This window comes from Pedococcus sp. P2_D9 (assembly GCF_056404275.1).
This window is the reverse complement of the sequence record NZ_JBFUEI010000003.1, coordinates 152,291-165,641: the sequence shown is the minus strand read 5'-3', so window position 1 is coordinate 165,641 and position 13,351 is coordinate 152,291. Positions and strand designations below refer to the sequence as shown.

Here is a 13,351-nt window from a genome sequence, read left to right as displayed (position 1 = left end):
AGTCAGCCGGCGGCGACGGCTCGCGCCACGCCCTCGGCGTCGCGCACCAACGGGCTGAGTCCTGCCGAGCGGGCGACCGCGTCCTCGAGGCCGCACAGGGTCAGCCAGTTGGCGAGGATCCGGTGGCCGCCCTCGGTGAGCACGCTCTCGGGGTGGAACTGCACGCCGTGCAGTGGCAGGTCGCGGTGGCGCGCGGCCATGATGATGCCGGACTCGGTGTGACCGTTGGCGACCAGCGTCTCGGGAACGGTCGCGGGGTCGATCGTCAGCGAGTGGTAGCGCGTCGCGGTGAACGGCGACGGCAGCCCCGCGAGCACCCCCGTGTCGTCGTGGAGCACCCTGGAGGTCTTGCCGTGCAGCAGCTCCGGGGCGCGGCCGACCGTTGCCCCGGTCACGACTCCGAGAGCCTGGTGACCGAGGCACACGCCGAGCATCGGCTGGGCACGCTCCCCGCAGCCCTCGATCATCGCCATCGAGACGCCGGCCTCCTCCGGGGTCCCTGGTCCGGGTGAGACCAGGACGCCGTCGAACTCCGCGCCGTCGGCGGGACGCAGGGCGTCGTTGCGCACGACCTCGCACTCGGCACCGAGCTGCTGGAGGTAGCCGACGATGGTGAAGACGAAGCTGTCGTAGTTGTCGACGACGAGGATGCGGGTCATCGGTGGTCCTCCGTCATCGGTAATCCTGTTTCTTGGGCCCGGACCAGGTGGTTCGGCGCACGCAGTGCGGTGGGGTCGACCGTGTTCTCGTTGAACGGCATGAGGGGGGCGATGCGCGGGAAGAGCCACAGGAAGCAGAAGGCGACCACGAGCAGCACGAGCACGGCGGCGAGCAGGACCCGCACCACGAGGGGACCGGGCAGCGCGCGCCAGATCGCGGCATACAGCATCGGTCAGGCTCCCTTCGGGGCGGCGAGGGTCCCGGCAGGCAGGCCCTCGGCATGGGGGTAGGTCTTCACCAGCTGGGCGAACACGACGTAGCGCTGGGCGGCGCTGTACTTGGGGTGGCACGCGGTCATCGTCAGCCAGCGCTCGGTGGGCTTCGCGCCAGGCTTGTCGGGCACGGGCGCGATCACCCTGACGTCGCTGGGCGCCACGATCTCGTGACGCCGCACGGCATAGACGTTGTATGCCGCCTTGGTCTCCACCACGACCAGGTCACCGCTGCGCAGCTTGTCGATGTCGTGGAAAGGACGCCCGTAGGTCGTGCGGTGCCCGGCGATCGCGAAGTTGCCGACCGCCCCGGGCCCCGCGGTGCCGTCGTAGTGGCCGATGCCGTCCTGGAGGATGTCGCGGCCGGTGCCCTCGAGGAGCGGGCGCGCGTAGTGCGCCCCGAGGCGCGGGATCCGCACGATCGCGAACGCCGCCCCGAACGGGGCAGCCGTCGGCTGCCCGGCGGGGCTGGTCGGCGCCGCGGCCGCGAAGTCGCGGGTCAGCGTGGAGACCGTCGCGTCCTGCGTGCGGTTGGCGGTGACGTCGGTCCACCAGAGCTGCCAGCCGACGAAGAGGAGAAGCAGCAGCCCCGCCGTGACCATCAGGTCGCCGGCGACACCCAGGACCCAGCGGGCCACCCTCATCGGCCGGCCCGGGCGCGCTGCAGGTTGATCGAGCCCGCATAGGCGGGGAAGGTCTGCTGCACGTTCGTCCTCACGTCGTATCCCACGCCGACCTCGCCCACCCACTGCCGGTAGATGGACACCGACGGGCTGCGCTCCAGCGCTGTCTTGAGGTTGGACTGGTCACCCATGGCGGAGATGACGTAGGGAGGGGAGTACACCCGTCCCTGGAGGATGAGGGTGTTGCCGACGCAGCGGACCGCGCTGGTGGAGATGATCCGCTGGTCCATCAGCATCATCGCCTCGGCTCCGCCCTCCCAGAGCGCGTTGACGACGGCCTGGACGTCCTGCTGGTGCACGACGTAGTCGTCGACCGAGAAGCCGTCGGGCAGCACGGCGGGGACGTTCTTGGCATCGGTGAGCGACACCTGCACCGTGGGGCCGGCCACGGCCTGGGTGCCGGCCGCCAGGGTCAGCTTGTCGGCCTCCGTGGTCAGCTGGGTGACGCGCAGGTCGCCGGGGGCCTGCTGGGCCGAGAGCCGGTCCACCTCGGCACGCAGCTGCGCGAGCCGGCTTGCGAGGACGGTGTTCTGGCGGGTCTGGTTGCGGATCAGGCCCGGCAGGTCACCGCCCGACGAACGCAGGTCGGTGCCCCGGGCCGTGGCCGCGCTCAGGGCGAACAACAGTCCGGCGACCAGGGCGACCAGCGGGACCACGGCCGACCAGAGAGTGGGGCGGCGCGTCAGCCACGTGAGCCGCTGGTCCGCCATGGCACTACGCTATGCCACACGTCGAGACGGTTGACGCTGCCGTCCGAGTTTCGAGGAGTGTTTCCGTGCCTGAGTCCAAGGGTCGCGCCAAGCGCGCTTACACCCCGCCGAGCAAGCCCGCGAAGGCCAAGGTCGGCAACCCGCCCTGGTTCGTGCCGGCGATGCTGACGCTCATGGTCGTCGGCCTCCTGTGGATCGTCGTCTTCTACATCACCAGCCAGCGCTTCCCGCTGGAGTCGCTCGGTCGCTGGAACCTCGGCGTCGGCTTCGGCCTGATGCTCACGGGTTTCGCGATGACGACCCGCTGGCGCTGACCGCACCGTCCCGCCTGACCGCCTGACCCGCACGTTATCCACAGGGTTGTGCACAGCTGGGGACAAATGACAGGCGTGTAATACGGGCCCGACGCCCGGGTCAGCCGAGGAGCGAGGCCGGCGACGCGGCATACTTGCCGATCGCGACCGCGACCACGACGAGCAGCACCAGTGCCACGCCGGGCCACTGCCAGCGGCGGCGTTCGCGGGCGGAGGTCGCCGCGATCACCCCCGCCACGGCAGCGCCGGTGAGCAGACCACCGAGGTGGGCCTGCCACGCGATCCCCGGCACGACGAAGCCGATCACGGCGTTGATGCCGATCGTCGCGTACATGCCGGCCGAGGAACGGCCCAGGTGCCGGTTGAGCACGAGCAGCGCGCCGAACAGGCCGAAGACCGCTCCCGACGCACCGACCGCGCCGATGTACCAGGAGCTGGGGTCGAGCTCGTCGAAGGGCACCGCCGGTGACAGCAGCAGGTAGCAGGACGATCCGCCGATGGCGCTCACCAGGTAGACCGCGGCGTACCGCGCTCCGCCCAGCAGCCGCTCGAGGTACTGCGCCCCCACCATCCACAGCGCCAGCATGTTGAACAGGATGTGCGTGATCGTCGCGTGGGCGAACGCCGACGTGAGGAAGCGCCAGGGCTCGTGCGCGCCCAGGTAGGGCACGAAGGAGATGTCGCCGCTCAGGCTCGGTTCGGCCGTCTGCAGCACGAAGACCAGGACGCAGATCGCGATGATCGCGTAGGACACCAACGGGGTGTCACTGACGCTGCCGCCGAAGACGGTCCGCGTGCTGCGGACCGTCTTGGCCTGTTCCTTCACGCAGTCGACGCACTGGACGCCGACCGCGGCCGGTCGCTGGCACTCGGGACAGACCGGCCGCGCGCACCGCTGGCAGCGCACGTAGGAGACCCGGTCGGGGTGCCGCGGGCAGACGGGGGTCGTCTGCTGTTGCGGGTATGCCGTGGGCTCACTCATGTGCGGACCTTGCCTTAGGGGCCGCCGTGGGCGGCCTTCGAGGGGTGGTGCGGGTCGACGTCAGTCGTTGACCACGACCGACTCGATGACAACGTCCTCGACCGGCTTGTCGTTCGCACCGGTGCGAACGGCGGCGATCTTGTCGACGACCTCGCGACTGGGGCCGTCGGCCACCTCACCGAAGATGGTGTGCTTGCCCTGCAGCCACGTGGTGTTCCCCACGGTGATGAAGAACTGCGACCCGTTGGTCCCCTTGCCCATCCGCTTGCCGGCGTTGGCCATGGCGAGCATGTAAGGCTTGGTGAAGTCCTTGTCGGGGCTGATCTCGTCGTCGAAGGTGTAGCCCGGGCCACCGAAGCCCTGCCCGAGGGGGCATCCACCCTGGATCATGAACCCGGGGATGATGCGGTGGAACACCAGGCCGTCGAAGAACGGCGTGGGGTTGGATCGGCCGGCGTCATCGCGGTACTCCTGCTCACCCTTGGCCAGTCCCACGAAGTTCTTGACGGTCTTCGGGGCGTGGTCGGGGAACAGCGTGACGTTGATGTCGCCGTGGTTGGTCTTGAGGGTGACGTCCATGTCGGCCATCCTTCCATGCGCGGTCTCGTGAGATGGCCCTCAGTACCCCCACGGGCTTGCTCACCAGCGGAAACAAGGCAGGATGGGTCGAGAGAAGTCGTCCGTCCGGTCGTCGTGCAGAGCCCTTCGCGGCACTGGTTCGCCGATCGTCCGGACTCCATCCCACGCCAAGTCACAGGAGGCACGGTGTTCCGCACCAAGACCAAGACTGAGCAGGCCAGCGACGCTGTCAGCAGCTCCGCGCAGAGCGCGGTCGACTATGCAGCAGCCCTCAAGGAGCGCGTCGGCCCGGCCGCCGAGGTGGCCAAGGAACGCGCCGCCCAGGCCAAGGACTGGAGCAAGCCCCACGTCGAGCACGGCCTCGAGGCCGCCCGCGAGTGGGCCAAGCCGCGGGTCGACCACGGCATCGAGGTGGCTGCCCCCAAGCTGCAGGGCGCCGTCGAGGGGCTGGCCCCCAAGGTCGACACCGCCCGCGACACCATCGTCGACACGCTGCTGCCCAGGGTCGCCGAGGCGATCGCGGCCGTCGCCGCAGCCTCCGCCGCCGCCAAGTCGGCCGCTGCCGACACGGCTGACCGGTCCTCCGACGCCTACTCCGTGCTCAAGGGCGACGCCGTGGCCAAGCCCCGCAGGCGCAAGGGCAAGATCCTGCTGTTCCTCGGCCTGGCCGCCGCAGCAGCAGCCGCTCTCGCGGCCTTCAAGAAGTCTTCACCGCGCGAGGACCCGTGGGCCACGCCCCTCGACGACCCCTACACCGCACCGACGGCCGGCCGCGACTCCAGCGTCAGCGCGACCAGCAAGGTCGCCAGCCTGACCGACGCCGCCAAGGAGAAGGCCACCAGCGCCGCCGAGACGGTCAAGGACAAGGCCGCCGACGCCAAGGACAAGGCCACCGAGGCTGCGTCCGACGCCAAGGACAAGGTCACGAGCAAGGGCAAGCACGTCGCCACCGACGCCGCCGACGGGGTCTCGGACGCTGCCGACGAGGTGTCCGACGCCGCGCAGGACGCCAAGGACAAGGTCGACTGACCCGATCTGATCCGGCGCCCCGCCCCGGCACCCGCCCTGGCAAAACGGCGGTTGCGTCGCGAAACCGGCAGTTACAAGCCCCGTTTCGCGACGCAACCGCCGTTTTGCGTTGGGGGGAGGGCGGGAGCGGACGGTAACGTGGGTGCGGATGTGGGACGTGGTTGCGGGACCGTTCCTCGCTGCGGCGGGGCTCCTCGTGCTGGCCGGGGTCCCCAAGGTCCGCGATCCGCTTCCGCTGGTTCGGGCGCTGCGCGCAGCAGGTATGCCGGCCGGCCGCCATCTGGTGCGCGCCTTCGCCGTCGTCGAGATCGCCGTCGGCGGCTGGGCCCTGGTCGCGCCCGGCCGGGCGAGCGCGGCCCTGGTGGCCGCGGCATACCTCGTCTTCACGGCGTTCGTCGCCCGCGTGCTCGCGAAGGGTGGCGTGCTCGGGTCGTGCGGGTGCTTCGGCAAGCCCGACACCCCCGCGACGCGCACCCACGCAACCCTGACCGCCCTCGCGGCCCTCACCGCCCTGGCGGTCACCCTCGACCCTCCTGTGGGTGCCTGGTCAGCCGTGGACGCGACCAGCCTCACCATCGTGGGGCTCGCCGGCGTGATCGGGTTCCTGGCCTGGCAGGTGATGGCCGTGCTGCCGACGACGTCTCCCGCAGCCATCCGCAGCACCGTCCCCCCGACCTCCCGCGTCTGACCAGGAGAAGCCGACCTGATGCTCGCCGCCGTCATCGCCGAAGCCGTGGCCATCGTGCTGCTCGGTGTGCTCGTCCTCGGGCTGCTGCGCAGCCACGCCCTCATCCTCAAGGCCCTGCACGAGCTCGGTGCCGGGCTCGAGCTGGAACGCGAGGCGGGCACCGGCGTCACCACCGCCACCACCGGTGGCAAGCCCGGTCCCGTGCCGGTCGAGCTCGAGACGGGCGTGGTGCAGGCGACCCGCAAGGACTCCGCGACGGCCCACGACATCATCGGCACCGACCTGGACCGGGTCGAGCAGCGCGTCACCGTGACCACGGCCGGGTCGAGGACGCTGTTGGCCTTCCTCACCAGCGGGTGCAGCGTGTGCCAGACGTTCTGGGACGAGTTCCAGGGATCGGTGGACGTGCCCGGCGACGGCGACCTGCGCATCGTCGCCAAGGGCGCGGCAGAGGAGTCGATCTCGACCCTGCGCGCCCTGGCCGGCGACCGTGACGTCATCCAGTCCTCGGGTGCGTGGGTGGACTACGACATCCCCGGATCGCCCTACTTCGTGTACGTCGAGGGCGGAGTCGTGACCGGCGAGGGGTCGGCGACCACGTGGGCGCAGGTCCGCGACCTGATGGCCCAAGGGGTCGCCGACAACGCCGAGGCGCGCGCCGCAGCCGGGCGCACCGGTCCCGGGCTGCTCGTGGGCGCCCACGTCGACAGTGACATCGGACGGGGCGAGCGCGACAGCCTGCCCCGGATGGACGCCGAGCTGCTGGCCGCCGGCATCGGACCGGGCGACCCGAGCCTGCACCGCTCGCCGGACGCCGAACCGGTATCCGACGACGGTCACGACCACTCGCATCACGAGCACGGTCACTGACATGTCCGTGACCGTGCTCGCCCTGGCCCTGGGTCTGCCGATGGCCGCGGTCGCCGCCGTCCGGGCGACCTGGTCTCCTTGAGGCGAGTCGATGCTCTCGAGCATCAGCCCGCTCGGCGAGCGGGCCCGCAACTCCCGCTGGTGGCTGACCACCACGGCATACCTCCTCGGGTCGCTGGCCGGGGGACTGGCGATGGGTGGCCTCGCCGGCGCCCTCGGCTCGGCCCTGCCCGACGCGGCGCGCACCTCGGTCTGGACCCTGGTCCTCGTCGCGGTCCTGCTGCTGGTCGGGCTCGCCTCCGACCTGCGCGGCGCCCAGTCGTTGCCCTCCTGGCGCCGCCAGGTCGACGTGGCCTGGCTGACGCGCTACCGCGGCTGGGTCTACGGCGTGGGCTTCGGTGCGCAGCTCGGTTTCGGCCTCGTCACCATCATCACCAGCGCGACGACGTATGCCGCGGTGCTGCTGGCCGCCCTCGCCGGTCACCTCGGTGCCGGGCTGGCCGTGGGAGCGACGTTCGGGGTCGTGCGGGCGCTGCCCTCGCTGCTCATGGCGCGGGTTGCGGACCGCGACGACCTGCACCGGGTCTTCATCCGCGTCGAGCAATGGACAAATCCGGCAGCGGTCCTCGCTAAGGTGGCCCTGGGAGGAGCGGCCGCGATCCTGCTGGCCGCCGCCGCATTTGCGAGTTGAGGGCAGTGGAGTTGAGGGCAATGGCTGACAACTACGGCTTGAGGGCCGACGCGCCCCACGGTTGGCAGGTGTCGGTGACCCGACGGGCCGGCGCCGAGCCGGGCCCAGCGACTTCGCCGGCTGCTCCGGGGGCCCGGAGCGCGGCGCCGGGGACCACCCCGGCACCCCAGGCGGACGTGACCCGGGCCGTGCTGCACGCGTGCACACGGACGATGCCCGCCGACCGTGGCGACTTCGGCAGCAACGTCGTCGACCTGCTGGGACCGGACGACGTCTTCGTGGCCCTGGTCGACTACGGCGCCGAGGTCGCGGACCGCGGGCTCTTCGAGAACCAGGGCATGCCGCGCCTGGCGCCCTCCCAGTTCGGTCCCAACCGGCTGCAACGCCCGCTGCCGGGGATGAGCGCCTCGCAGCACTTCTTCAGCTCGGGCGGACGCGCGTTCTGCCTGTTCACCGTCGTGGGGAGCCACGCGCGACGGATGGCCTCGGTGCCCCGCGCCGCGGCCATGGTCGCCACGATCCGGATCACCGACCGGGCCACGCTCACCCGGCAAGGAGGACGACCATGAGCACGCTGGACGACCTCAACGCCGGTCCCGGCGGCATGGCCGGCTTCGTGGGGACCCTGGCGCGACGGCTGCGTCCAGTGTCACGCCGCGACGTGCTCGTCGGCGCGACCGTCGCGGCCACCGCGCTCGCCACGAAACCCAAGGAGTACGCCCTCACTCCCGTCGCGGCATACGCCACCATCTGCGGCCCTGGCAACACGGCGGGCAGCGGCTGGACGGTCTTCTGCGCGACCATCAACAAGGGCGTCAACACCTGCCCGCCGGGCAGCTTCGCCGCGGGGTGGTGGAAGGCCGCCGACTCCTCGTGGTGCGGGGGTGGCTACCGCTACATCGTCGACTGCAACGCGAGCTGCTCCAAGTGCACGACCGGGTGCAGCGACAACATGTGCGACTCGAGGTGCTGGAGCTGTTCGTGCGGCACCGGGTCGTCGGCGACCTGCGACCAGCGACGCGTCTGCTGCAACGCCTTCCGCTACGGCCAGTGCAACACCCAGGTCAAGTGCAGCGGTGGCGTGCACTGCCGCGTCGTCAGCTGTCGGCCGCCCTACCAGTGGACCAGCTGCACCACGACCTCCCTCAGCGACAACCGCACCGGCGAGCACAGCGCACCGAGCCTGCCGAAGTGGAGCGCGATCACGGCCAAGTACCACACCATGGGCGACCAGGGATCCTTCCTCAAGGCCTCGACCGGTCCACAGCGCGCAGTCGGCGACGGCCGCGGGCAGTACGTCACCTTTCAGGGCGGCCGCATCTGGTGGAGCTCGAAGACCGGGGCGAGGGCGATGTCGTCGTTCGTGGACTCGCTCTTCGTCGCCGACGGAGGAGTCAGGGGCCACCTGGGCTACCCGACCTCCGACAAGGTCACCGGCCTCACGGGCGGCGGCTGGATCCAGCTGTTCGAGAAGGGCGCCATCACGGACAGCGCCTCGACCACCACCCAGCTCGTGTGGGGCATCCGCTGGCCCGTGTGGCAGAGCGCAGGACGGGAGTCGGGCGTCCTCGGCTATCCCGTGGCGGCCAAGCAGGACCTGGGCAGCGGCGCGTGGATCCAGCGGTTCCAGAAGGGCGCCATCACCGACTCGGTGGCCACCTCGACCCAGGTGGTGGCGGGAGCCATCTACGCAGCCTGGTACCTCGTCGACCGGTACATCGGACCGCTGAAGTACCCCACGTCGTCGGCTGTGGCGACCAACCGCGGCTCGTACCAGGTGTTCCAGGGCGGCGAGATCTGGGGGCTGAGCGGGGCTCCGGCCTACGAGGTCTACGGCAACGTCCTCACCGAGTGGAAGTCCGCCGGTGGGGCGACCGGCAATTACGGCTATCCGGTGAGCCGCACGCAGGCCGCCGGTAACGGCCAGCTGACCTGCGCCTTCGAGGGCGGCACGATCACGGCCTGACCCGCAGCTCCCTGCGTCCGTCGGCCAGGCGTCGCGTCACCATCGCGGTGTCGAGGCGCTCCAACAGGGGCACCGCCACGCGTCGGGACGTCCCCAGTGCCCGGCTGGCGTCGCCCACGGCGAACGGCTGCGGCAACCGGCGCACGACCTGCTCGGCGACCCCGACGGCGTCACCGGCGAGCACCACCCCACCGAGACGGACGATCTCGCCACGATCGGCTGCGTCGGCGAGATCGCGTGCGGTGAGCGCCCACTCGTCGAGCTGGTCACGGGACGGCGCCTGCAACGGGTGCGTCGCCAACCAGGCGACGAGCGCTTGTATGCCGTCCGGTGCGGGGGAGGCGTCTCCCGACGGGTGCTGGTGCCGACGGTCGCGGCGAATGGGGGGATCCACCGCGACCACCTCGACGCCGGCGAGCACCTCGCGAAGACCGGGGTCACGCAGCACCGCCCGGTCTCCCGGGACCAGGGGGACGGGCCGCGGCAACCGCAACCGGACCGTCCCGTCGGTGAGCCGCTGGGTGCGGACGGGCAGGGCAGCCGTCCCGACGTGCAGGGTCAGCGTCCTCGGGAGCCGCGCCCCGCCGTCAGGCCCGGTCACGTCGACGACGGTCGTCGGGGAGGGCCACGACAGGCCCAGCAGCGCGTCGCCGCGGGAGACCTCGGCGGCAGCCACACCCCTCAGGTTGACGGCCACCCGAGCCGGGCCGGTCACCGCCTCCACCTCCTCGCCGCAGGACTGCAGACCGCGCGCGCTGACCTGTCGATCGCGCAGGACGAAGACGTCACCCATCCGGATCGTCCCGGCCTCGAGCGTGCCCGTGACCACGGTGCCGGCACCCCGGATCGTGAAGGACCGGTCCACCCACAGGCGGACGGGCGCCCCGACCTCGGCGGGTCCCGCCGGCGTAGCCGCGGCCAGGCGCCCCAGGGCTGCTCGCAGTTCCGTCAGGCCCTCGCCGGTGGCACCGGACACGAGGACGGTCTCCGTCACCGGGACTCCCGCGGAGGCGAGACGTGTGGCCGCCTCCCGGGCGGCTGCCTGACCCGGTGCCAGATCGCACCTGGTCACGACCAGCAGCACCCGTGTGATGCCGAGAGCAGCGATCGCCAGGGCGTGTTCCTGCGACTGGCGGCTCCACCCGTCGTCCGCCGCGACGACGAACATCACCGCGGTCACGGGCCCGAGCCCCGCGAGCATGTTGCCCATGAAGTGCTCGTGACCGGGCACGTCGACGAGGCTGACCCGGCGCCCGCCGATCTCGGTCCAGGCGTAGCCGAGGTCGATCGTCAGCCCACGTCGGCGTTCCTCCGCCCAGCGGTCCGGTTCCTGACCCGTGAGGAGCCGGACCAGGGTCGACTTCCCGTGGTCGACGTGACCAGCCGTCGCGACAACCGCCATCAAACCCCGCTAACCGACGAGGTCGCGGATTGCCTGCGCCACCCACGGATCTGCGGACTCGGGGATGCAGCGCAGGTCGACCAGGCACTGCCCCTTCTCCACCCGCGCCAGGACCGGACGGGCCTGGAGACGCAACGCCGCGGCATACGCCTCGGGGAGGGCAACCGCCCACCCGGGCAGGGTGTGGCCCGGAGCGCCGCCACCCCCGACGACCCCCTCGGCGGGGACCACGGTGGCGAGCCCGGGGGGCAACGCCGCGACGACGGCGTCGCAGCGAGCCCGGAGGCGATCGGGGTCGGCCTCGAGGGCGTCCCAGACCGGGGGGCGTGGACCGCGCAGCGTGGCCTCGAGTGCGGCGAGGGTGGTCTTGTCGGCCCGGACCGCCCTGGCCAATGGGTGCCGGCGCAGCCGCGACACGGTGTCGACACGACCGAGCACCAGCCCGGCCTGGGGGCCGCCGAGCAGCTTGTCGCCACTGCAGGTCACGACCGCCGCGCCGTCGGCCAGCGAACGTGCCGCGTCGGGCTCGTCGGGCAGCAGGCGGTGCGGGCGCAGCAGTCCGCTGCCGATGTCGTGCACGACGGGCGGCCCCAGCACGGCGAGGGCGGCGACGGGGACGGCGGAGGTGAACCCCTCGACGCGGAAGTTGCTGGGGTGCACCTTGAGGATGCAGCCGGTGTCCGCACCGATGGCGGCCTCGTAGTCGGCCAGGGTGGTGCGGTTGGTCGTGCCGACCTCGCGCAACCGGGCACCTGCGCTCGCGATCAGGTCCGGCAGCCGGAAGCCGTCGCCGATCTCCACCATCTCACCGCGGCTGACGACGACCTCCCGTCCGGCAGCCAGGGCCGTGGTGGCCAGGACCAGTGCCGCCGCCCCGTTGTTGACCACGAGGGCAGCCTCCGCCTCCGGCAGCACCGCGAGGATCGCCGCGATGGTGCCGCGCCCGCGGGTCGAGCGCCGACCGGTCGCCAGGTCCAGCTCGACGTCGACAGCGCCCGCGGCCGCGGCCATCGCCTCGACGGCGGCCGCTGACAGCGGTGCCCGACCCAGGTTGGTGTGGATGACGACGCCGGTGGCGTTGAGGACGGGACGCAGCGTCGTGGACAGGGCCGGCAGGGCCGCGAGCGCCGTCGCCGCCACCTGGTTGGGGGCGATGGCACCGAGCCTCGCCTCGTCCTGGGCCGCCTGGACAGCGGCCCGCACAGTGTCGCGGCCGTAACGCGAGATCGCCTGTGCCACAGCCGGTTCGGCGAGGACGGTGTCCGTGCGAGGCACGAGGCGGCGGGCGTCCGGTTCGCGACTGGACTCGCGACTGGACTGCGGCTGCGGCATACGACCTCCTGTCCCTTGGCGGAGGCGGACGGGAATCGAACCCGCCCAGCCGAGGTGCTCGGCTGCACCGGTTTTGAAGACCGGGAGGGCCACCAGGCGCCTGTACGCCTCCGCTGGCGAGGCTAGCGTAGGAACCGTGACCCAACCGAGCGTGCACCCGCTGCTCACCGACCCGCGCCAGCCCGTGCGACTGACGCAGTATGCCGCGGGCGGCGGCTGCGCCTGCAAGATCCCGCCGGGCGAGCTCGAGGAGGTGGTGCGCGGGCTCGGGGGGCAGACCGGCGACGACCTCCTCGTCGGCCTCGACGACGGGGACGACGGTGCGGTCGTCCGGGTCGCCGACGGCACGGCCGTGATCAGCACGGCGGACTTCTTCACGCCGGTGGTCGACGACGCGTATGACTTCGGTCGGATCGTCGCGGCCAACGCGCTCTCGGACGTCTACGCCATGGGTGGCCGCCCCGTGGTGGCGATCAACCTGGTCGGCTGGCCGCGGTCGGTGCTTCCGCTCGAGCTGCTCCGTGAGGTGCTGCGCGGTGGCCTCGACGTGGCGGGGCAGGCGGGGTGCCCCGTGGCCGGAGGGCACAGCATCGACGACCCAGAGCCCAAGTACGGCATGGCCGTCACCGGCCTCGCCGAGCCGGATCGCTTGCTGCGCAACGACTCCGCGCGCGCCGGTCTCCCCATCTCGCTCACCAAGCCGATCGGGGTGGGCGTGCTCAACAACCAGCACAAGGCCACCGGGGAGGTCTTCCCACAGGCCATTGCCTCGATGGTCGAGCTCAACGACACCGCGAGCGCTGCGGCCCTGGCAGCGGGGGTCGAGGCGGCGACCGATGTCACGGGGTTCGGACTGCTGGGACACCTGTTCAAGCTGCTGCGTGCCTCGGGAGTCGGGGCGGTGCTGGACCCAGCGGCCGTGCCGGTGCTCGACGGCGCATGGGAGGGGCTGCGCGCCGGCTTCGTCAGCGGGGGCACGCGACGCAACCTCGAGTGGGTGCGTCCACACCTCGACGGCGGAGCCTCGGAGGACGTGCTGCTCATGCTGGCGGACGCCCAGACCAGCGGAGGCCTGCTCGTCGTCGGCGAGGTGCCGGGAGCGGCGGTCATCGGCCACACCGTGGCCGGCCCGCCGCGGATCCGGATTCGCTGAACGTCTTGTGAGTGAGTGGA

The 13,351-nt window shown here is 71.7% G+C and carries 16 protein-coding genes and 1 tRNA gene; 8 read left to right on the top strand and 9 right to left on the bottom strand.

The window, feature by feature from the left end; all coding sequences use genetic code 11:
• Positions 1–2 precede the first annotated feature (2 nt).
• From AC1DXJ_RS05795 to AC1DXJ_RS05780, 4 genes are read right to left on the bottom strand one after another with little or no spacing between them, the layout of a single operon-like run.
• On the bottom strand, positions 3–659 hold the full coding sequence (locus tag AC1DXJ_RS05795) for an aminodeoxychorismate/anthranilate synthase component II (RefSeq protein WP_477624578.1): 657 nt from the start codon (positions 657–659) through the stop codon (positions 3–5).
• Positions 656–889: a hypothetical protein gene (locus AC1DXJ_RS05790; protein ID WP_477624577.1), complete on the bottom strand. Its 234-nt coding sequence runs from the start codon at positions 887–889 to the stop codon at positions 656–658. The genes AC1DXJ_RS05795 and AC1DXJ_RS05790 overlap by 4 nt, the downstream gene beginning before the upstream one ends.
• 3 nt (positions 890–892) lie before the next feature.
• The gene (locus AC1DXJ_RS05785) at positions 893–1,576 is read right to left on the bottom strand and encodes a class E sortase (RefSeq protein ID WP_477614249.1); all 684 of its coding nucleotides are present in this window, start codon (positions 1,574–1,576) and stop codon (positions 893–895) included.
• Positions 1,573–2,325 carry a DUF881 domain-containing protein gene (locus AC1DXJ_RS05780; protein ID WP_477614248.1) on the bottom strand — a complete coding sequence of 251 codons (753 nt, stop codon included), beginning with the start codon at positions 2,323–2,325 and terminating at the stop codon, positions 1,573–1,575. The genes AC1DXJ_RS05785 and AC1DXJ_RS05780 overlap by 4 nt, the downstream gene beginning before the upstream one ends.
• Before the next feature lie 65 nt (positions 2,326–2,390).
• Here AC1DXJ_RS05780 and AC1DXJ_RS05775 point away from each other — a divergent pair, with 65 nt between their 5' ends.
• The gene (locus AC1DXJ_RS05775) at positions 2,391–2,639 is read left to right on the top strand and encodes a cell division protein CrgA (RefSeq protein WP_477614247.1); all 249 of its coding nucleotides are present in this window, start codon (positions 2,391–2,393) and stop codon (positions 2,637–2,639) included.
• A gap of 100 nt (positions 2,640–2,739) precedes the next feature.
• Here AC1DXJ_RS05775 and AC1DXJ_RS05770 read toward each other — a convergent pair whose 3' ends face one another.
• The gene (locus tag AC1DXJ_RS05770) at positions 2,740–3,621 is read right to left on the bottom strand and encodes a rhomboid family intramembrane serine protease (protein ID WP_477614246.1); all 882 of its coding nucleotides are present in this window, start codon (positions 3,619–3,621) and stop codon (positions 2,740–2,742) included.
• A 60-nt stretch (positions 3,622–3,681) separates the two neighbouring features.
• Complete coding sequence (locus tag AC1DXJ_RS05765; RefSeq protein ID WP_477632879.1) at positions 3,682–4,200, bottom strand: peptidylprolyl isomerase; 519 nt, start codon at positions 4,198–4,200, stop codon at positions 3,682–3,684.
• Between the two features lie 186 nt (positions 4,201–4,386).
• Between AC1DXJ_RS05765 and AC1DXJ_RS05760 the strand changes: the two genes are divergently transcribed.
• From AC1DXJ_RS05760 to AC1DXJ_RS05735, 6 genes are all read left to right on the top strand, one after another.
• Entirely contained in the window at positions 4,387–5,229 is an 843-nt protein-coding gene (locus AC1DXJ_RS05760) for a hypothetical protein (protein ID WP_477636513.1), read from the top strand.
• Positions 5,230–5,386: 157 nt separating this feature from the next.
• On the top strand, positions 5,387–5,917 hold the full coding sequence (locus AC1DXJ_RS05755; protein ID WP_477636512.1) for a MauE/DoxX family redox-associated membrane protein: 531 nt from the start codon (positions 5,387–5,389) through the stop codon (positions 5,915–5,917).
• 18 nt (positions 5,918–5,935) lie between these two features.
• Complete coding sequence (locus AC1DXJ_RS05750) at positions 5,936–6,787, top strand: hypothetical protein (protein WP_477624573.1); 852 nt, start codon at positions 5,936–5,938, stop codon at positions 6,785–6,787.
• A gap of 91 nt (positions 6,788–6,878) precedes the next feature.
• Positions 6,879–7,478, top strand: coding sequence for a hypothetical protein (locus AC1DXJ_RS05745; RefSeq protein ID WP_477624572.1), 600 nt, complete (start codon positions 6,879–6,881; stop codon positions 7,476–7,478).
• A 20-nt stretch (positions 7,479–7,498) separates the two neighbouring features.
• A complete protein-coding gene (locus tag AC1DXJ_RS05740) occupies positions 7,499–8,047 on the top strand; it encodes a hypothetical protein (RefSeq protein WP_477614241.1) in 549 nt (182 codons plus the stop codon).
• Positions 8,044–9,444, top strand: a complete 1,401-nt coding sequence (locus tag AC1DXJ_RS05735; protein WP_477624571.1) for a hypothetical protein — start codon at positions 8,044–8,046, stop codon at positions 9,442–9,444. Before AC1DXJ_RS05740 ends, AC1DXJ_RS05735 begins: the two co-directional genes overlap by 4 nt.
• Here the strand turns inward: AC1DXJ_RS05735 and AC1DXJ_RS05730 are convergent.
• The 3 genes from AC1DXJ_RS05730 to AC1DXJ_RS05720 all read right to left on the bottom strand — a co-directional run bounded on the left by AC1DXJ_RS05730 (position 9,434) and on the right by AC1DXJ_RS05720 (position 12,290).
• Positions 9,434–10,846, bottom strand: coding sequence for a SelB domain-containing protein (locus tag AC1DXJ_RS05730; RefSeq protein ID WP_477624570.1), 1,413 nt, complete (start codon positions 10,844–10,846; stop codon positions 9,434–9,436). The two genes, AC1DXJ_RS05735 and AC1DXJ_RS05730, sit on opposite strands and share 11 nt — an antisense overlap.
• Before the next feature lie 9 nt (positions 10,847–10,855).
• A complete protein-coding gene (gene selA / locus AC1DXJ_RS05725; RefSeq protein WP_477624569.1) occupies positions 10,856–12,178 on the bottom strand; it encodes an L-seryl-tRNA(Sec) selenium transferase in 1,323 nt (440 codons plus the stop codon).
• Between the two features lie 16 nt (positions 12,179–12,194).
• A tRNA-Sec gene (locus AC1DXJ_RS05720) sits at positions 12,195–12,290 on the bottom strand.
• A gap of 72 nt (positions 12,291–12,362) precedes the next feature.
• Here AC1DXJ_RS05720 and selD point away from each other — a divergent pair.
• Positions 12,363–13,331: a selenide, water dikinase SelD gene (gene selD, locus AC1DXJ_RS05715; RefSeq protein ID WP_477624625.1), complete on the top strand. Its 969-nt coding sequence runs from the start codon at positions 12,363–12,365 to the stop codon at positions 13,329–13,331.
• Positions 13,332–13,351: the final 20 nt, after the last annotated feature.